Here is a 19,486-nt window from a genome sequence, read left to right as displayed (position 1 = left end):
CTTAATTCTCAGTGCGTCGAAGAAGGTTTTATGTGCTGCAACCAGCGTTTTTCCGCTTTGCGGAACAGGCTAATCAGGACGTAAGAAATGATTAAATAGAGCACAGCCGCGATCCCGAAGGCAGTAAACGGCTGATAGGTTGCCGAGTTAATGTCACGGGCAATCTTCAGCAGATCCGGTACGGTGGCGGTAAACGCCAGCGCGGTGGAGTGCAGCATTAAAATCACTTCGTTGCTGTAGGCAGGCAGCGCAATGCGCAGCGCCGACGGCAGAATAATGCAGCGGTAGAGCTTCACAGAGGAAAAACCGTAGGCCCGCGCCGCCTCAATCTCGCCATAGGGAACGGAACGAATCGCCCCGGCGAAGATTTCGGTGGTGTAGGCACAGGTATTCAGCGTCAATGCCAGCACGGTACAGTTCAGCCCGCTACGGAAGAACGCGTTCAGCATCTCTGTGCCCTTCACGATCTCCAGGGTATACATCCCGGAGTAGAAGACCAGCAGCTGCACATAGAGCGGCGTACCGCGGAAAATGTAGGTAAACAGCCAGATAGGGAAGCGAATGTATTTGTTATTCGACACGCGGCCAATGGCAAGGAATATCGCCAGAATGCCACCCATCACCACAGACGCAATCAGCAGCCAGAGGGTGATCGCCACACCGGTAAAGCGGTATCCGTCGGTCCACAGCAGTGATTTCCAGTATTCCTGAATAATCTCGATCACAGGTCAGCCCTCTTCACACCCACGGAGTAGCGACGCTCGAGCAGCAGCAGCACACCATTGGAAACGGTGGTAAACACCAGATAAATCAGCCCGCACACGATGGCGAAGTAGAACGGTTCCCAGGTGCTTTTGCCCGCGAGCTGCGTGGCTTTCACCACATCTTCCAGCCCCAGTAACGAGACCAGCGCCGTTGCCTTGAGGATAACCTGCCAGTTGTTGCCGATGCCCGGCAGCGCAAAGCGCATCATGGCCGGAAACATAATACGGCGGAAGGTTTGAGAGGAGGTAAAACCGAATGCAGTGGCCGCTTCGATATGCCCTTTCGGCACTGCGAGATAGGCTCCGCGGAAGGTTTCAGTAAAGTAGGCCCCGTAGATAAAGCCCAGGGTAATGATACCGGCCACCATAGGATCGATATCAATCTGCGCCATACCGATGGCATCCGTAATGCCGTTGAGAGCGATTTGCAGACCGTAGAAAATCAGCAGCATCAGCACCAGGTCAGGCACACCACGGATCAGGGTGGTATAGCCTTCAAACAGCAGAACCAGTGCCCGATTGGTCGAAAGCTTCGCGCCCGCGCCCACCAGGCCTATTAACACCGCCAGCACCACCGAACTGAGAGCCAGTTCAAGGGTGACGAGTGCGCCTTGTAAAATTACGCCAGAAAATCCGTACAGCATACCGCCTGCCCTGTCGTGTCGTGAGTGGTGACGCCGTGTCTTTTCCCCTCCCGTAACAGGAGGGGCCGCACGTTATTGAGTGGGGGGTTTAGCCACCGTAGACATCAAAGTCGAAGTATTTCTTCGCCAGTTTTTCGTAAGTACCGTCCGCACGCATCTCGGCAAAGGCTTTGTTCAGCGCTTCGCGCAGTTCGTTGTCCTCTTTACGCAGCCCCATGCCGGTACCTACGCCGAAGAGTTTCTCGTCCTTAATAGACGGACCGCCGAACTTGTAATCTTTCCCTACCGGCTGCTTCAGGAAGCCTTCGCTGGCAGCGACTTCGTCCTGGAAGGCGGCATCGATACGGCCCGCGGTCAGGTCAGCATAAATATTTTCCTGGCCCTGATAAGAGACGATTTCAATCCCTTTCGGTGCCCAGTGTTCGTTACCGAAAGTCTCCTGGGTAGTGCCCTGCAGCACGCCCACGCGCTTACCTTTCAGCGATTCCAGGGTTGGCTGGATATCAGAAGAATTTGCCACCACCAGACGGGAATCCGCTGCATAAAGCTTATCGGTGAAGGCAATCTCCTGCTGGCGTTTTTCGGTGATGGAGAGAGACGACATAATGGCGTCGATTTTTTTCGCTTTCAACGAAGGGATCAGCGCATCCAGTGGGTTTTCAACGAAGGTACACTCTGTTTTGATACGTTTGCACAGCTCTTTCGCCAAATCGATATCAAATCCTACCAGTTCACCCTGCGCATTCTTCGATTCAAAGGGGGCATAAGTCGGGTCAGTACCAATACGAACTTTTTGCGGAATTGCTGCGAACGCCGCAGTGGCGCTGGAAAAGGCCAGAGCCAGAGAAAGTGACAACACCAGTTTTTTCATATCTATCCTCAACAGACTGTCTTCTTACGGGATTTTAACGCCGACGGGCTGCTCTTAATGTGCCATTAATCGCCGCGGCAAGGCAAAAGATTATGCCCCGCACGCGCGAAAAAGTGCATTGCGAGTGCTTAACTATTCACTTTATAACCAGCCCGGCACAGTGGTTGCACCGCGATGGTTCGCAATTGCCGCTACGCACCATAACGGTGAGCCATTATGGTGCGCACCCGTCAGTAACGGTTAGTCGCCGTAGACATTGAAGTCGAAGTATTTCTTCGCCAGTTTGTCGTAGGTGCCGTCTTTACGCAGTTCGGTAAAGGCTTTATCAAAGGCCGCTTTCAGCTCGGTATCGTCTTTACGCAGGCCGATCCCGGTACCGTCACCAAAGTACTTTTTGTCTTTAACCGACGGGCCAGCAAAAGCAAACTCTTTCCCTGCCGGTTGTTTCAGGAAGCCTTCGCTTGCTGCGACTTCATCCTGGAAAGCGGCATCCAGACGCCCTGCGGCCAGGTCGGAATAGATCAGATCCTGGTTCTGGTAAGCCACGACATCAACGCCCTTTTCACGCCAGTTGGCATTGGCAAAGCCTTCCTGCGTGGAGCCTTGCAGGACGCCAACGTGCTTACCTTTCAGGGAATCGATGGTGGGCTGAACAGGGGAGCCTTTCGCCGCAATCAGGCGTGAGTCGGCTGCGTACAGTTTTTCAGAGAAAGCGATCTCCTGCTGGCGTTTCTCAGTGATAGAGAGCGAAGAGATAATCGCGTCGATTTTCTTGGCTTTCAGCGATGGGATCAGCGCATCAAAGTCACTGCCCACCCAGGTGCATTTCACGGACATGCGTTTGCACATCTCATTCCCCAGGTCGATATCAAACCCAACAAAGTCGCCCTTCGCATCTTTCGATGAGAACGGCGCATAGGTCGCGTCAGTACCGATACGTACGGTCTGTGGGAGCGCCGCATAGCTGCTTGCCGCTGCGCTTAATCCCACCAGCAAAGACAGAGCCAGAACCGTCTTCTTCATACATTACCCTCAAGTGTCGTGATTTTATTATGTAATAGATGATGTTGTGTGTTGTTGCAGGCGATCTCTTGCAGGTCTTATGCCAGATTGCGTCTGGCGCAAAACTACGGCGTTAAATTTGTTAACGAAAGGTTGCAAGATTGCCTTAATGGTGAAAGATAGCAGGTCTGCCAAACGAACCGCAGTGGGAAGAAAGGAAAAAAGGAATTAAATGTTGAGGATATGATCGCGGTTGCAGAATTGCCCTGAAACAGGGCACGTTGCGCTGACCTGCCCCACGGCAGGTCATCTTTCCCGTCAGACGCCCTGCCAGCGGGTAAAGAGATCGTCCGGCAGTTCAATGTCGAACTGGTCAATCACCCGGTTCACCGTTTGATTTATGACCTCATCCAGACTTTGCGGACGGTGATAAAACGCCGGGACCGGCGGCATGATCACCGCGCCCAGTTCGGCCGCCTGAGTCATCAGCCGCAGATGGCCCAGATGGAGCGGGGTTTCGCGTACGCAGAGTACCAGCGGGCGGCGCTCTTTCAGCACCACGTCAGCGGCGCGGGTCACCAGGGTATCGGTGTAGCTGTTGACGATGCCGGAGAGGGTTTTAATGGAACAAGGCAGGATCACCATGCCTGCGGTCTTAAACGAGCCGGAGGAGATGCTGGCGGCGATATCGCGCGCATCATGCACCACGTCGGCCAATGCCTGAACGTCACGCAGGGAATAGTCGGTTTCGAGAGAGAGAGTCTGACGCGCGGCCTGGCTCATCACCAGATGGGTTTCAACGTCTGCGACGTCGCGTAATACCTGAAGCAAACGGACACCGTAAATCGCGCCGCTGGCCCCTGAGATCCCTACTATCAATCGTTTCATGATTATCGCCCTTACTGTAACTGGGCTGACTGTGCAGGATTTTGGCGGGAGTTGCAAGCGAGGGCAGACGCCCTCGCCTGTAATGACGATTAACCTTCGTTGTGCATCTCTAAGCTTTCGAGATCGTTTGCCATCTGCACGGCTTTCGCATCGTCGTTACGCAGAGAGTCGAGGTAGTCGAGATACTGCTGGTCCACGTCTTTAGTAACGTAGATGCCGTTAAACACCGAACACTCAAACTGCTGGATATCCGGGTTCTCGGCGCGCACCGCGTCGATCAGATCGTTGAGATCCTGGAAAATCAGGCCATCGGCACCGATGATCTGGCGGATCTCATCCACTTCGCGACCGTGAGCAATCAGCTCGTTAGCGGTCGGCATGTCAATGCCGTACACGTTCGGGAAGCGAATTTCCGGTGCCGCAGAAGCCAGATAGACCTTCTTCGCACCCGCTTCACGGGCCATCTCGATAATCTGCTCTGAAGTGGTGCCACGCACGATGGAGTCATCCACCAGCAGAACGTTCTTGTCGCGGAACTCAGCGCGGTTGGCATTCAGCTTACGGCGCACTGATTTCCTGCGCAGATGCTGGCCTGGCATAATAAAGGTGCGGCCAACGTAGCGGTTTTTCACAAAGCCCTGACGATACGGTTTACCCAGGATACGCGCCATCTCCAGCGCGATATCGCAGGAGGTTTCCGGGATAGGGATAACCACGTCGATATCCAGATCTTCCCACTCGCGAGCAATCTTCTCACCGAGCTTGGTTCCCATGTTCACACGGGCGCTGTAGACGGAGATTTTGTCGATGAAGGAGTCTGGACGGGCAAAGTAGACGTACTCGAACAGGCACGGGTTGCTGACCGGGTTTTCCGCGCACTGGCGGGTGAACAGCTGGCCTTTTTCAGTAATATAGACCGCTTCGCCCGGGGCAACGTCACGCAGGAACTCAAAGCCCAGGGTATCCAGCGCCACGCTTTCGGAGGCAACCATATACTCGGTACGGCCATCGCCAATATCGCGTTTACCCAGCACCAGCGGGCGAATACCGTTCGGATCGCGGAACGCGACCATACCGTGGCCGATAATCATCGCTACGCAGGCATAGGCACCGCGAATCAGACGGTTAGTGGCCGCCACGGCAGCAAAAATGTTGTCGGCTTCCAGCGGATAGTGACGGAAGTTATCCAGTTCGCTGGCAAAGACGTTAAGCAGAATTTCAGAATCTGAAGTGGTGTTAATGTGGCGACGCTTCTCTTCAAACAGCTTTTTACGCAGCTCGTGGGCATTGGTCAGGTTGCCGTTGTGGGCAAGCGTGATGCCATACGGAGAGTTAACGTAGAAAGGCTGCGCTTCAGAGGCGCTGGAACTGCCTGCGGTAGGGTAACGAACGTGACCAATACCCATATTACCCTGCAGACGCTGCATATGGCGGGCTTCAAACACATCGTTTACCAGGCCGTTAGCCTTACGTAAACGGAAGCAGTTGTGTGCATCAATGGTGATGATACCCGCGGCATCCTGCCCACGGTGCTGAAGCACCGATAATGCGTCATAAATAGACTGGTTTACCGGCATGAAACCGGCGATACCGACAATACCGCACATTCGTCATTTCCTCGTTAAGCCACATCTCAGGGTTTATGCCCTGGGCAAAAAACTCGACGAGCTTTGCAGATAGTCGAAGAACCATCTGATGATGAAGCTGAACTGCGGGATCAGCTGCGATTTCTGCCAGTCTTCACTTTTTGAGAACCCGGTAAAGGTATCAAGGAAGAACAGTATCGCGGCGACAATCAACACGCCTCGCAATGCACCGAAACAGATCCCGAGCACCCTGTCCGTTCCTGACAAACCGGTTTTTTCAACCAGTTGGCCAATCACGTAGTTAACAATGGCGCCGACAATCAGCGTCGCGATAAACAGCACCGCGATGGCAATCCCATTTCGAACCAGTTCATCTTCAAAGCCCGTGAACCAGACAGACAGGTAAGTGTAGTAATGACTGGCAACAAAGAAGGCACAGCCCCAGGTTACCAGCGATAACGCTTCACGAACAAAGCCACGGATCAGGCTAACCAGACAGGAAAAACCTATCACCGCAATGATGGCGTAATCAATCCAGACCATATACGTCCCACGATTAAACGCCCTGTCATCCAGTTCGGGGCGAATTCTAACAGAAAAAGAAAACGTTTGCGTAGGGATTTCCTTCCCACGCGTAAATAAAAAAGGCGCTGAAAAAATAATCAACGCCACTGGCCGTTGCGTCTCTTCGGACGCCTGCCCTCCACTCCTCCGGCACTCTCCTTTAAAGAAAAGCAGCAGTGGGAGGGGAAAAAAACTACATTAATTAACGTTGTAGTTCATCACCACGCCGCTCAGGCCGGAGAGTTGGTTCAGCTCTCCAAGCGACCCTTTCAGCTTATCTTTAGATGCATCAGGGCCGACGAGAATACGGGTGATTTTACCCTGTACCGGCGTCGTAGGTGAAGTGTAAACGCGGTACCCCGCGCCACGGAGTTTAGCCACCACCTCGTTAACCTTGTCGGCATTTTTCAATGCGCCGAGCTGCACGACATAGGCTTTACCGGTTGGCGCCGGTTTCTCTTCTGCCGCCGGTTTGGCCGGTGGGGTTTCCGTCGCCGCCGCCAGCTGCTGGCTGGTGTTATCGCGCTGAGGTTTTGGCTGCGGCTTCTCAACCGGTTTCGGTTTTTGCACCGGCTTTGGCGCATATTGCTCGACCGGCGCCGGAACGGGATCCAGTTCGTTATTGTTACCGGACGCCAGACGCGACGGATCTAAGGATGGTGCCGCGGCATCGCCCGCCTGCACCTCTTCAGCCGCGCCTTCCGGCGGCTGAGCAGGTAACGCCTGTGTCGCCGCTGGCAGCATATCCGGCTCATCCCGGTCGCCAGGTTTCGGCACCAGCGGGATCGCCGCAAACTCATCCTGATAATGTTTTTTCTGTCCATCAAGCAGCCCCGGGAGAATAATGACCCCCAGCGCCACCAGCACAATGGTGCCTGCTAAACGGTTCTGAAACTTACTTGCCACCGGTTCTCCCCGCATCCATTACGTCCATGACATGTGCCACCGTGTGGAAAGATCCACACACCAGCACGGTATCTTCTGGTCTGGCGTCCGCCATTGCCGCGCGCCACGCCAGTTCCACGCTGGCAAAGGTCTGGCCCTGGCCGAGGTGTTGCATCAGCTGTTCGGCCGTAGCCCCACGCGGACCTTCAAGAGGTGCACAATACCAGCTATCGACCACACTCTCCATGCAGGCCAGCGTGCCGCCAATATCTTTATCATGAAGCATACCGATAACCGCCAGCACGCGCCCGGTTTTTGGCAATGATTTGAGACGTCCGGCGAGATAGGCAGCCGCATGGGGGTTATGGGCGACATCCAGAATCAGACGCGGTGATTCGCTGACGATCTGGAAACGTCCGGCCAGAATCGCCTGCTGAATGCCGTCGCGAATAGCCTGCTCGTTAACAGTCAGACCGCTGGCGCGCAGTGCGGCCAGCGCAGTGGCGGCGTTCGGCTGCGGCACCTGCGGCAACGGCAGGTTCTCCAGCGCGCCTTTGGCGTCTTCAAAGCGCCAGCCACTTTCTGTCACGCTGTAGCGCCAGTCGACGTCCCGACGCTGCAACAGGGCGCCCTTCTCCTGCGCCACGTCAGCGATGGTGTGCGGCATATCGGGTTCACCGACAATGGCCGGTTTACCGGCCCGGAATATACCGGCTTTTTCACGGCCAATGCTTTCCCGATCTGGCCCCAGCCAGTCGGTATGATCCAGCGCGATGCTGGTCACCACCGCCACGTCTGGATCCACAATGTTAGTGGCGTCCAGACGCCCACCTAACCCGACTTCGAGGATCACCACGTCCAGCTGCGCCTGCTTAAACAGCCACAGCGCCGACAGCGTGCCATATTCAAAATAGGTCAGCGAGATATCACCGCGCGCGGCTTCAATTTCTGCGAACGCGGCAGTATGCGCCGATTCGGCTAACTCTGCGTTCTGCACCCGCACGCGCTCGGTATAGCGCACCAGATGCGGCGAGCTGTAGACGCCCACTTTATAGCCTGCCGCCATCAGCATGGATTCCAGCGTGCGGCAGGTGGTGCCTTTGCCGTTGGTGCCCGCGACGGTAAAAACAAAAGGAGCCGGTTTCAGAACATCAAGGCGCGCCGCTACCTGGCTGACGCGCTCAAGTCCCATGTCGATGGCTTTACTGTGCAGGTTTTCCAGATAAGAAAGCCACGCGGCCAGAGGCGACGTGGCTTGGGGAAGAGTGATATTTTCCATGTTGCGCGCTTTTCAGTTACGGTTAGAAAGCAAAAGGGCAGCGCCACTGGCCCTGCCCTTTTGAGTTATCAGGCCTCGGGTTCCTGATCCGGTACTACCACGCCTTCGCGCGGTTCATCCGGGCTCGGCGACGGCAGATTCATCAGCTTCGCCAGGATGCTGGCCAATTTCAGGCGCATCTCCGGGCGGCGAACGATCATGTCGATAGCGCCTTTCTCGATAAGGAATTCACTGCGCTGGAAGCCCGGCGGCAGTTTCTCACGTACCGTTTGCTCGATAACGCGCGGGCCGGCAAAGCCGATCAACGCTTTCGGTTCAGCAACGTTCAGGTCGCCCAGCATCGCGAAGCTCGCCGATACGCCGCCCATGGTCGGGTCGGTCAGTACGGAGATGTACGGCAGACCGCGTTCCTGCATTTTCGCCAGCGCGGCGGAGGTTTTTGCCATCTGCATCAGCGACATCAGCGCTTCCTGCATACGGGCACCACCGGAGGCGGAGAAGCAGATCAGCGGACAGTTGTCTTCCAGCGCCTGCTCTACCGCACGCACGAAGCGCGCGCCAACCACGGAACCCATTGAGCCGCCCATGAAGGAGAACTCAAACGCTGCCGCCACAACCGGCATCTCGTGCAGGGTGCCTTTCATCACGACCAGGGCGTCTTTCTCGCCGGTCTCTTTCTGCGCAGAGGCCAGACGGTCTTTGTATTTTTTGGAGTCGCGGAACTTCAGCACATCTTTCGGCTCAAGCTCGCTGCCCAGTTCAACCAGAGAACCTTCATCCAGCAGGCTATGCAGGCGGTTACGCGCCGACATACGCATGTGATGATCGCACTTAGGACAAACTTCCAGATTACGCTCCAGCTCGGCGCGGTACAGGACCTGGCCACAGCTGTCACATTTGGTCCACACCCCTTCAGGAATACTCGCTTTGCGGGTTGGGGTGATGTTACTTTTAATTCGTTCAATCCAGCTCATTGATAACCTTTCTGCCTGAACCAGGTTTGCTGTAAGGGGCGCATAATGCCATTTTTGCCCCCGACAGACCATGAATGTTGCACATTAAAACATAACAGCCCGAAACTTTGGATAAAAAAGTGGTCGAACCGCAGTTGTGCTTTTATTTCGCTTGTTTTGCCGCCGCGCGCCGGTGACGAATAATTTCGATCACGCCCGGCAGAATGGAGACCACAATAATCCCTACAATCAGGAGCTTGAGATTTTCCTGAATCATAGGAATGGTACCGAAGAAATAGCCTGCGTAGGTAAAGCTGAGCACCCATAACAGCGCGCCAGTGACGTTATACAGCGCGAAGTGACGGTACGACATATGACCCATTCCCGCAACAAAGGGGGCAAAGGTCCTGACGATAGGCACAAAGCGCGCAAGAATAATCGTTTTACCGCCGTGTTTCTCATAAAACGCATGGGTTTTATCGAGATAGCTGCGACGGAAGATCTTCGAGTCCGGGTTACTGAACAACCGCTCGCCAAACAAACGACCTATAGTGTAGTTCACCGCATCGCCAAGGATCGCGGCGATAAGCATCAGAACCACCATCAGGTGAACGTTGATGTCGTTGGTTTCCAGAGAGGCCAGCGCCCCCGCCACGAACAGCAGCGAATCGCCCGGTAAGAACGGCGTCACCACCAGCCCGGTTTCACAAAACAGGATCAGGAACAGAATGGCATAGACCCAGACGCCATAATCAGCGACCAGCTCTGCCAGGTGAACATCAATATGCAGAATGAAATCAATCAGAAAGCGAATAAAATCCATATTGTCTAAACCTTTATTGCACAGCTATTAGTCCGCTAAAAACAGCGGGCCCATTGGCGGTTTTGGAAGGTCAAAACGATCCGGGTAATCAACCGAGACCAGATAGAGTCCTTCCGCTTTCGCCGTTGCTGCTGCCAGGGTTCGGTCCTTCGCTGCCAGCAACTCTGCAATCCAGCTCTCCGGCTGGTGTCCGGCGCCCACTTCCATCAGGCTGCCAACAATATTCCGCACCATATGATGTACAAAGGCATTGGCTTTGATATCGACCACGACATACGCGCCATACCGGCTGACGTGAATGTGCATCACGTTGCGCCACGGCGTACGCGACTGGCACTGTACCGCACGAAACGAGGTAAAGTCGTTTTCGCCAATCAGTGCCTGTGCCGCGCGGTGCATGCGATCGGCATCCAGCGGCTCGTAAAAATGCGTTACGCCCTGGCCTAACACCGCCGGACGCAGACGCTGATTGTAGATGATGTAACGGTAGCGACGCGCAGTTGCGCTGAAACGCGCGTGAAAATCGTCCGGCACAGTTTTGACCCAACGAACCGCGATGTCTCCAGGCAAATTCGCATTTACCCCCAGCGTCCAGGCCGCGTCTTTGCGCACCGCAGTGGTTTCAAAATGCACCACCTGCCCCGTGCCGTGGACACCCGCGTCGGTACGCCCCGCGCACAGGACATTTACAGGCTCATTTGCCACCTGAGAGAGCGCTTTCTCCAGTTTCTCCTGGACGCTGCGCACCTCGTTCTGACGCTGCCAGCCATAATATTTACTGCCATCGTACTCAATCCCGAGGGCAATTTTATGGACCGGCTTTTGTTCCACTTCTGACATCAGTACAGATACTCCTGCACCAGTTTTTCAGCGACTTTCACCGCCATCAGCGCGCCACCGAAACGAACGTTGTCAGCCACTGACCAGAACTGGATCTGCTCCGGCATGCCGTAGTCGTTGCGGACACAGCCAACGGAAAGGCGGGCGTTACCCGTTGCATCGCCTACCTGGGTCGGGAACGCGCTCTCTTCGGACAGCTCGATGTCCTCGCCGCGGGCAAAAGCGTCACGCGCCTCTTCCGCTGCCAGCGGACGCATGGCTTCGAAGCCTACCATCTGGGCATGACCATAAAACACTGGCGACTGTACGCAGTTAGCGGAGATCATCAGCCCGTCGTCCTGCAGGATCTTACGTACCTCATCGACGAGTCGGCGCTCTTCACGCACGCTACCTTCGCGATCCGGCAGCAGCGGCAGCATGTTGAAGGCCAGCTGACGACCAAAGAAATCTTCATCGTCTACCGGAATCCCGTTCAGCAGCTTCGCGCTCTGTCCGGCCAGCGCATCTACCGCTTTTTTGCCGTGGGCAGAGGCCGACAGCAGGCTGGTGACGTTGATACGAGATAAGCCGCCATCGTCAATCAGCGGTTTCAGGGCAGTGAGCAACTGGCTGGTAAGGCTGTCCGGTACGGCGATGATATTACGGTTACGGTAGTCGGCCAGCACGAACGGGTTTACGTCCGGCACCACCAGCGGCACATCCGGCTCAAGAGCGAACAGGCCGCTTGAATCAATCACCAGACAGCCGGCGTTGGTGGCTTCTTCGATATAAGTTGCGGAAGCTTCAGCCCCGGCTACGAAAAAGGCCAGCTGCGCCTGGGTCCAGTCAAATTCAGCCGCATCCTGAACGCGTACCGATTTGCCCTCATAACGCAGATGTTCACCTGCGCTTTCATTACGCGCCAGGGCAAAGATCTCCCCCACCGGGAACTGACGCTCGGCAAGGGTTTCGAGCAGGGCTTCACCCACGGCGCCCGTAGCGCCCAGTATGGCAATGTTCCAGCCTTCAGACATGGTGGTTTACTCCAGAAATAAAAAAGCGTCCCCGGCGGGTTATCCGCCAGGGAGCATTAAGAAGACATTAACGAACCGGATGATGAGTGGCGTTGAACCCCAGCTTATGCAGCAGTGATGCCGCCGCAGCGTCATCACACATCACATAGAGGGAAGACCATTCGCGGCGCTCCACATAATGCTTGCGCAGCTTGTCGAATTCACCCGGCATACCCGCCACTTTTCGCAGCAGCGCGTCATCGCGGCGCACATCATACACTAAATGCACTAGCCTTTTCAGCGTTGCCTGATCCAGCGGGCCATGCAGGGTAATGCGGCCAAATTCCGGCGTCGGAAGCAGAGTATCCAGCGCCACCTGCTGCGATTTACCAATAAAGGTGCTGTAAGCTTCGAACACCTGGGTGGTGCCGCGCGCTTTGCCTTCCAGGGTGTAGCCCGCAATGTGCGCGGTGCCAATATCCACTTTATTCAGCAGATCCACGTTGAGATCCGGCTCCGGCTCCCAGACGTCCAGCACTACGCTAAGCGCCTGACCGGCTTCAAGACGCTTGAGCAGGGCCGCGTTGTCTACCACCGGACCACGACAGGCGTTGATCAGAATGGTGCCCGGCTTCAGGCGGCTGATGAGCGCCTCATCGGCCAGATGCAGGGATTTATAAGGCCCATCTTTAAACAGTGGCGTATGGAAGGTGAGCACGTCACATTCGGCCACCAGCTCGTCCAGGCTGTGGAAATCGCCCTCATCGCCACGGTCGGCGCGGGGAGGATCGCACAGCAGCGTGCGGATGCCTAACGCCTCAAGGCGTTTTTGCAGGCGGCTGCCGACGTTACCAACCCCGACAATGCCGACGGTACGATCGGCCAGGCTAAACCCGTCACGCTCGGCCAGCATCAGCAGGGAAGAGAAAACATACTCCACGACCGCAATGGCATTACAGCCCGGCGCGGCGGAAAAACCGATCCCCGCCTGCTTCAGCCACGCGTCATCCACATGATCGGTTCCCGCGGTTGCCGTCCCGACAAACTTCACCGCTTTGCCAGATAACAGCGCCTCATTCACTTTGGTCACTGAGCGCACCATCAGGGCGTCGGCATCGTCCAGCTCTGCGACCGGGATCGGGCGTCCGGGAACGGCCTTAACCTCACCCAGGCGGCTAAAAAGCTCGCGGGCGTAAGGCATATTTTCATCAACGAGGATTTTCACGTCTGAGTACCTGTTTGAGAGGAAGTTAACCGGTCAAGTGTGCCATAATCTGGCCGCCAGGCATATACGTAACCTGGTTTACGCTGAGTAACGACTTTAAGGATTTTTTTAACGATGCAGCCCATTTCAGGTACGCCGCCGCAACCTCCGGGTGACGGCCCGCGTCCGTCTCATGTCGCAGGCGAACAGCCCCTCTCCACACAGCAGCGCACCGTTCTGGAGCGCCTGATTACCCGGCTGATTGCCCTGACGTCGCAGCAGAATGCGGAAGTGTGGGCCGGGGTCAAACACGATCTGGGCCTGAAGAGTGATGCCCCCATGCTGTCGCGCCACTTCCCTGCTGCAGAGCAAAACCTGAACCAGCGCCTGGACACCGCTCAGCAAAACCACACTACCCGGCAGAGGGTCTCGCAGCTGACGGAGCTGTTAAGCCAGGGGAATAACCGCCAGGCGGTCAGCGATTTTATTCGCCAGCAGTATGGTCACACGGCGCTCCACCAGCTGACGCCTGACCAGCTCAAAACGGTGCTGACGCTGCTGCAAAATAACCAGCTCACCATTCCGCAGCCGCAGCAACGTCCGGCTACCGAACGCCCGTTGCTGCCTGCCGAACATAATACGCTTAAGCAGATGGTCACCCGGCTTGCCGCTGCCACGGGCGAGCCGACCAAGCTGATCTGGCAGTCGATGCTGGAGTTGTCGGGAGTGAAAGTGGGTGAGTTAATACCGGCCAGACAGTTTACTAATCTTGCCACCTGGCTGCAGGCGCGCCAGACACTGAGCACCCAAAGCGCGCCAACGCTGCATACTCTGCAGGCGGCGCTGAAACAGCCGCTGGAACCCCAGGAGTGGAACAACATTCAGGACTATGCTCAGCAGAACTGGCAGGCGACGCCGCAGACGGTGCTGACGACCGCCCAGGTTCAGGAGCTGCTGAACGTGATCTTTACCCGCCGTACCGAGCGTGAAAATGGCACGATTGAAGTGCGCAATATCCAGCCGATCTACAGTCCGCTGTTTGCCCCGGTCGTGGAAACGTTTAAAACCCTTTCTGCCCGTCCTGGGTTGATGTTTATTGCGTTGATTATTGCGCTGGCGATTTTCTTGCTGGTGATGTGATGTTATCGCCCGGTGGCGCTACGCTACCGGGCAGCAAGCTGTTACGCCTTACGAAACGCCACCAGCGTCACCACAATCCCCACCACCGCCGACACCGCCCCGGCCAGAAATACCGACGGATAGCCAAACGACGTGGCTAACAACCCCGCCAGCGGCCCGGTTACGCCGTATGAGATATCCTGAAACGCCGCATAGCCGCCGAGTGCCGTGCCGCGCACCTGTGGGGCAACACGCTTCACGACTTCGACACCCAATGCCGGGAAGATCAGCGAGCAGCCGCAGCCGGTCAGGGCCGCGCCAAGCAGTGCCACCGGCGCGGTTGGTGCCTGCCAGAGCAGCACCAGGCCAATGGTTTCAATCACCAGCGACGCCACTGCCACCTTCACTCCACCATAACGATCCGGCATCCAGCCGAACAACACCCGCATCAGGACAAACGCGCCGCCAAAGGCGGTAAGCGTAAAACCTGCCATCGCCCAGCCACGGCTCATAAAGTACAGCGAGACGAAAGTCCCGATCACCGCAAAGCCTACCCCCTGCAATGCCAGGCCCAGACCTGGCTGCCAGATTTGCCCCACGACGCTCCACAGGGAAGGACGCTCACCTTTATGAGCCGGCACTTTACGTACCGAACCGTTAAACGCCCATGCCAGCAACGGCAATACCATCGTGGTAGCGGCCAGGGCCGCAAAACCAAACTGGCTATTAATTAACAGACCCAGCGGTGCGCCAGCGGCCAGCGCACCATAGATGGCCATCCCGTTCCAGGACATGACTTTGCCGGAGCGTGCAGGCCCTACCAGCCCCATTCCCCAGGTCAGGGTGCCGGTCAACAGCTGACTTTCTCCAAAACCGAGAATCAAGCGCCCCACCACCAGCAGCGCGAATTTATACGCAGCCTCTACCGGCAGCAGCGCGGCCAGTAGCCATGCGCCGCCCGCCAGCCCGCAAGCGAACATGCCCTGCAGCGCCGAGCGTTTTGCCCCGTGCTGATCCGCCAGACGCCCGGCATAGCCGCGGGTTAATACCGTCGCTAAAAACTGAATGCCCACGGCGATACCAACCATGGTATTGCCATAGCCCAGCTCCTGGTGAACAAACAGCGGGATCACCGGCAACGGCAGACCAACGGTCATATAGGTCAGAAATACCGCAAAGGCGATACGGAACAGCGAGGTATTCCCGGAGGAGGCGTTTTTATCTGAGGTGATGGCCGTCATGCATAACTCCATGTTCAGGCATAAAAAAAGGGAGCCAGAGGCTCCCTTCTACTATACATTCAAACGCTTATGCTTTCAGCTTACGCATGACCAGTGTGGCGTTGGTGCCGCCGAAACCGAAGCTGTTGGACATCACGGTGTTCAGCTCACGCTCGGTGGTCGCGGTAACGATATTCAGGCCAGCAGCTTGCTCGTCCAGCTCTTCCACGTTGATGCTTGGGGCGATGAAGCCGTGTTCCAGCATCAGCAGAGAGTAAATGGCTTCCTGCACGCCAGCGGCGCCCAGAGAGTGACCGGTCATGGCTTTGGTCGCGGAGATGGCCGGGCTGTTGTCGCCGAACACTTCGCGGATTGCACCCAGCTCTTTTACGTCGCCTACCGGCGTAGAGGTGCCGTGGGAGTTCAGATAGTCGATTGGGGTATCCAGACCGTGCATCGCCATCTTCATGCAGCGCACTGCGCCTTCACCTGATGGGGCAACCATGTCAGCGCCATCGGAAGTTGCACCGTAGCCAACGATCTCAGCGTAGATGTGTGCGCCACGGGCCAGAGCGTGTTCCAGCTCTTCAACCACAACCATACCGCCGCCGCCTGCGATAACGAAGCCGTCACGGCTTGCATCATAGGTACGGGAGGCTTTTTCTGGGGTTTCGTTGTATTTGGTAGACAGTGCGCCCATCGCGTCGAACTCACAGGCCATTTCCCAGCCCAGCTCTTCGCCGCCGCCAGCAAAGACGATGTCCTGTTTGCCCAGTTGGATCTGCTCTACCGCGTTACCGATACAGTGTGCAGAGGTGGCACAAGCAGAGCTGATGGAGTAGTTTACGCCATGAATTTTGAACGGCGTTGCGAGGCAGGCGGAAACCGCTGAACCCATCGCCTTGGTCACAACGTATGGACCCACCGCTTTCAGGCCGCGCGGGCTACGCATGGCGTCGGCACCGAAGACCTGAGCTTTTGATGAGCCACCGGAGCCAGCAATCAGGCCCACACGTGGATTGTTCTGGTAAACCTCTTCGCTCAGGCCTGCATCAGCAATCGCTTCCTGCATGGAGAGGTAGGCGTAGATAGAGGCATCGTTCATGAAACGGACCACTTTGCGATCGATCATGCCCGTGGTGTCCAGTTTGACATTACCCCATACGTGGCTACGCATGCCAGAATCTTTAAACTCTTCAGAGAAGGTGATCCCGGAGCGTCCTTCACGCAGAGATGCCAGGACTTCCTGCTGGTTATTACCGATGCTGGAAACGATGCCCAAGCCAGTAATCACTGCACGTTTCATTCAATACCTCTGTAAGTCGCACTATTTTAAGTTTCGAGTCGCACAATAGCGTACACTTGTACGCCGAACAAGTCCGATCAGCCAATTTCTGCGGAAATTTGCACCGACAGACGCACATCGTTAAGATCGCGGCACAGCCTGTCAGACGAGTAACTTACGTGAAACAAAACGCCATACAACCTGCCAACCTCGAATTCAACGCTGAGGGTACACCTGTTTCCCGAGATTTTGATGATGTCTACTTCTCTAATGATAACGGACTGGAGGAGACACGTTATGTTTTCCTCGACGGAAACCAGTTGAATTCCCGTTTTCCTCATCATCCCCGCAGTCTGTTTGTGGTGGCGGAGAGCGGATTTGGCACCGGGTTGAATTTTCTCACTCTCTGGCAAGCCTTCGATCGCTTCCGCGCCGCTCACCCTGACGCTACGCTGCAAAGGTTACATTTCATCAGTTTTGAGAAATTCCCGCTGTCCGCCGAAGATTTGCGTCTGGCGCACCAGCACTGGCCTGAATTAGCGCCCTGGGCAGAGCAGCTTCAGGCCCAGTGGCCACTGCCCATCGCGGGCTGCCATCGTCTTCTGCTGGACGTCGGGCGAGTGACCCTCGATATCTGGCTCGGTGATATTAACGAGCTGACTGACAAGCTTGATGACTCGCTCAACCAGCAGGTTGATGCCTGGTTCCTCGACGGGTTTGCGCCGTCCAAAAACCCGGATATGTGGAGTCCGCAGCTGTTTGCCGCGATGGCCCGCCTGGCGCGCCCTGGGGCGACGCTCGCCACTTTTACCTGTGCCGGGTTTGTGCGCCGTGGTCTGCAGGATGCGGGCTTCACCGTGCAAAAAACCAAAGGCTTTGGCCGCAAGCGCGAAATGCTCATTGGGGTGATGGAGCAAAATCACCCTTCCCCTGCCCGCACGCCGTGGTTTGCCCGCACCGCCAGCGATGGGCGGGAAACCGCTGTGGTTGGCGGCGGGATTGCCAGCGCCCTGCTGTCGCTGGCGCTGCTACGCCGTGGCTGGCAGGTGACGCTCTACTGCGCCGATGAGGCTCCGGCAACGGGGGCTTCCGGCAATCGCCAGGGGGCGCTTTATCCTTTGCTGAGCGCCCACGACGCGGCGCTGAGCCAGTTTTTCCCGACGGCGTTTACCTTCGCTCGTCGTTTATACGATGCCCTGCCGGTCGCGTTTGATCATGACTGGTGCGGCGTGACTCAGCTTGGCTGGGATGAAAAGAGTCAGCAGAAAATTAACCACATGCTCGCCCTGGGCCTGCCCGAGCAGATCGCCGTTGCGGTTAACGCCGAACAGGTAGAAGAGAGTATCGGCGTACCGACCGGCTGCGGCGGGATCCAGTATCCGCTCGGCGGCTGGCTATGCCCGGCACAGCTTACCGCGGCGGTCATCACCCTGGCACAAACGCTCGGCCTGCAGGTGCAATATGGCCGCAAGGTGACGTCGCTGGCGCAGACCGGGGCGCACTGGTCGCTGCAGTTTGACGACGGTGAGCCCGCGCAGCACGGCAGCGTGGTGCTGGCGAACGGGCATGGCATTAGCGAGTTCAGCCAGACCGCACAGTTGCCGGTCTATCCGGTAGGCGGTCAGGTGAGCCATATCCCGGCGGCGCCGCATTTGAGCCTACTGCGTCAGGTCCTCTGCTACGACGGATATCTGACTCCGCAAAACCCGGCTAACGGGCAGCACTGTATCGGCGCAAGTTACCATCGTGGGCAGACGGAGCCGCAGTATAGCGACGAGGATCAGCAGCATAATCGCCAGCGGCTGCTCGACTGCTTCCCCCAGGCAGCATGGGCGCGTGAGGTGGATGTCAGCGCCGGAGAGGCACGCAACGGCATTCGCTGCGCCACCCGCGACCACCTGCCGATGACCGGGACAGTGCCGGACTATGACGCTACCCTGTCGGCGTATCAGGATTTAGCCGCCAATAAAGATCAGGCGGTGAGTGCCCCGGAGTATCGTAATCTGTTTATGCTGGGCGGGCTGGGTTCACGCGGGCTTTGTACAGCCCCGCTGACGGCTGAAATCCTTGCCGCGCAAATGAGCCATGAGCCGATCCCGCTGGATGCCGCGACGCTGGCAGCGCTGAATCCGAATCGATTATGGGTGAGGAAGTTGCTTAAGGGGAAAAGGGTAAAATCCTAAGCCCGGCAAACGTGGCGCCACCGGGCGTCTGGCTGTGGAGCCATTCGCGCGCCGGGCGGCGCTTTCGCTTGCCCGGCTACCTCTCCTGACGCTAACTTATGACGTCAGGCTGGCTTTCTGAAACAGGGTTTCCCACATTCCCAGCACAAGCGACTGGTCGCGTGGGGAGAGTTCGCCTGCCAGAATGGCTTTTTCCAGGCTGCGGGCCACTTCAGCGTGTACCGCTGCGGGTGAATGGTCATCCCCGGCTTCCAGCTCGGCAACAGCCAGCGTCAGGTGCCCACGCAGATAACCGCTGGCGAACAGCTCATCGTCACTGGCGTGTTCTACCATGTCATCAATTAACGCCAGAATGCGTGATTCAAACTCTGCGATCATCTTCTT

Annotated in this window: 19 protein-coding genes; 2 read left to right on the top strand and 17 right to left on the bottom strand. The window is 56.7% G+C overall.

Annotated features, from left to right (window positions below; all coding sequences use genetic code 11):
• Positions 1-8 precede the first annotated feature (8 nt).
• From ABIE02_RS06410 to pdxB, 14 genes are all read right to left on the bottom strand, one after another.
• The gene (locus ABIE02_RS06410; RefSeq protein WP_032612827.1) at positions 9-725 is read right to left on the bottom strand and encodes an ABC transporter permease; all 717 of its coding nucleotides are present in this window, start codon (positions 723-725) and stop codon (positions 9-11) included.
• Entirely contained in the window at positions 722-1,408 is a 687-nt protein-coding gene (locus ABIE02_RS06405; protein ID WP_032612829.1) for a histidine ABC transporter permease HisQ, read from the bottom strand. The genes ABIE02_RS06410 and ABIE02_RS06405 overlap by 4 nt, the downstream gene beginning before the upstream one ends.
• Positions 1,409-1,496: 88 nt before the next feature.
• Positions 1,497-2,279: a histidine ABC transporter substrate-binding protein HisJ gene (hisJ, locus tag ABIE02_RS06400; protein WP_059307466.1), complete on the bottom strand. Its 783-nt coding sequence runs from the start codon at positions 2,277-2,279 to the stop codon at positions 1,497-1,499.
• Between the two features lie 240 nt (positions 2,280-2,519).
• Positions 2,520-3,302, bottom strand: a complete 783-nt coding sequence (gene argT / locus ABIE02_RS06395) for a lysine/arginine/ornithine ABC transporter substrate-binding protein ArgT (protein ID WP_032612833.1) — start codon at positions 3,300-3,302, stop codon at positions 2,520-2,522.
• Positions 3,303-3,599: 297 nt separating this feature from the next.
• Positions 3,600-4,169, bottom strand: coding sequence for a UbiX family flavin prenyltransferase (locus ABIE02_RS06390; RefSeq protein ID WP_077227431.1), 570 nt, complete (start codon positions 4,167-4,169; stop codon positions 3,600-3,602).
• Between the two features lie 89 nt (positions 4,170-4,258).
• Positions 4,259-5,776: an amidophosphoribosyltransferase gene (gene purF, locus ABIE02_RS06385; RefSeq protein WP_032612838.1), complete on the bottom strand. Its 1,518-nt coding sequence runs from the start codon at positions 5,774-5,776 to the stop codon at positions 4,259-4,261.
• A gap of 33 nt (positions 5,777-5,809) precedes the next feature.
• The gene (gene cvpA / locus ABIE02_RS06380) at positions 5,810-6,298 is read right to left on the bottom strand and encodes a colicin V production protein (protein WP_032612840.1); all 489 of its coding nucleotides are present in this window, start codon (positions 6,296-6,298) and stop codon (positions 5,810-5,812) included.
• 219 nt (positions 6,299-6,517) lie between these two features.
• A complete protein-coding gene (gene dedD, locus ABIE02_RS06375; protein ID WP_059309083.1) occupies positions 6,518-7,225 on the bottom strand; it encodes a cell division protein DedD in 708 nt (235 codons plus the stop codon).
• Positions 7,215-8,483 carry a bifunctional tetrahydrofolate synthase/dihydrofolate synthase gene (gene folC, locus ABIE02_RS06370; RefSeq protein ID WP_059307464.1) on the bottom strand — a complete coding sequence of 423 codons (1,269 nt, stop codon included), beginning with the start codon at positions 8,481-8,483 and terminating at the stop codon, positions 7,215-7,217. The genes dedD and folC overlap by 11 nt, the downstream gene beginning before the upstream one ends.
• A 68-nt stretch (positions 8,484-8,551) precedes the next feature.
• A complete protein-coding gene (gene accD / locus ABIE02_RS06365) occupies positions 8,552-9,457 on the bottom strand; it encodes an acetyl-CoA carboxylase, carboxyltransferase subunit beta (RefSeq protein WP_032612845.1) in 906 nt (301 codons plus the stop codon).
• A 142-nt stretch (positions 9,458-9,599) separates the two neighbouring features.
• The gene (locus ABIE02_RS06360; protein ID WP_059307463.1) at positions 9,600-10,259 is read right to left on the bottom strand and encodes a DedA family protein; all 660 of its coding nucleotides are present in this window, start codon (positions 10,257-10,259) and stop codon (positions 9,600-9,602) included.
• A gap of 27 nt (positions 10,260-10,286) precedes the next feature.
• Entirely contained in the window at positions 10,287-11,099 is an 813-nt protein-coding gene (gene truA, locus ABIE02_RS06355; RefSeq protein WP_032612848.1) for a tRNA pseudouridine(38-40) synthase TruA, read from the bottom strand.
• Positions 11,099-12,112: an aspartate-semialdehyde dehydrogenase gene (locus tag ABIE02_RS06350; protein ID WP_059307462.1), complete on the bottom strand. Its 1,014-nt coding sequence runs from the start codon at positions 12,110-12,112 to the stop codon at positions 11,099-11,101. Before ABIE02_RS06350 ends, truA begins: the two co-directional genes overlap by 1 nt.
• Positions 12,113-12,179: 67 nt before the next feature.
• On the bottom strand, positions 12,180-13,316 hold the full coding sequence (gene pdxB, locus ABIE02_RS06345; RefSeq protein WP_336994462.1) for a 4-phosphoerythronate dehydrogenase PdxB: 1,137 nt from the start codon (positions 13,314-13,316) through the stop codon (positions 12,180-12,182).
• A 114-nt stretch (positions 13,317-13,430) separates the two neighbouring features.
• Between pdxB and flk the strand changes: the two genes are divergently transcribed.
• On the top strand, positions 13,431-14,435 hold the full coding sequence (gene flk, locus ABIE02_RS06340; protein ID WP_336994461.1) for a flagella biosynthesis regulator Flk: 1,005 nt from the start codon (positions 13,431-13,433) through the stop codon (positions 14,433-14,435).
• Between the two features lie 41 nt (positions 14,436-14,476).
• Here flk and ABIE02_RS06335 read toward each other — a convergent pair whose 3' ends face one another.
• Positions 14,477-15,655, bottom strand: a complete 1,179-nt coding sequence (locus ABIE02_RS06335) for an MFS transporter (protein WP_077227435.1) — start codon at positions 15,653-15,655, stop codon at positions 14,477-14,479.
• A 67-nt stretch (positions 15,656-15,722) separates the two neighbouring features.
• Positions 15,723-16,940: a beta-ketoacyl-ACP synthase I gene (fabB, locus tag ABIE02_RS06330; RefSeq protein ID WP_032612857.1), complete on the bottom strand. Its 1,218-nt coding sequence runs from the start codon at positions 16,938-16,940 to the stop codon at positions 15,723-15,725.
• Between the two features lie 158 nt (positions 16,941-17,098).
• Between fabB and mnmC the strand changes: the two genes are divergently transcribed.
• A complete protein-coding gene (gene mnmC / locus ABIE02_RS06325) occupies positions 17,099-19,102 on the top strand; it encodes a bifunctional tRNA (5-methylaminomethyl-2-thiouridine)(34)-methyltransferase MnmD/FAD-dependent 5-carboxymethylaminomethyl-2-thiouridine(34) oxidoreductase MnmC (RefSeq protein ID WP_336994460.1) in 2,004 nt (667 codons plus the stop codon).
• A 96-nt stretch (positions 19,103-19,198) separates the two neighbouring features.
• Here mnmC and ABIE02_RS06320 read toward each other — a convergent pair whose 3' ends face one another.
• A complete protein-coding gene (locus ABIE02_RS06320) occupies positions 19,199-19,480 on the bottom strand; it encodes a YfcL family protein (protein ID WP_032612861.1) in 282 nt (93 codons plus the stop codon).
• Positions 19,481-19,486 lie beyond the last annotated feature (6 nt).

The sequence above is a fragment of the Leclercia sp. 1548 genome (assembly GCF_050435045.1).
In the GTDB taxonomy this organism is placed as follows: Bacteria; Pseudomonadota; Gammaproteobacteria; order Enterobacterales; family Enterobacteriaceae; genus Enterobacter; species Enterobacter adecarboxylatus.
The sequence above is the reverse complement of the archived record's forward strand: the minus strand, read 5'-3'. Positions and strand labels throughout refer to the sequence as shown.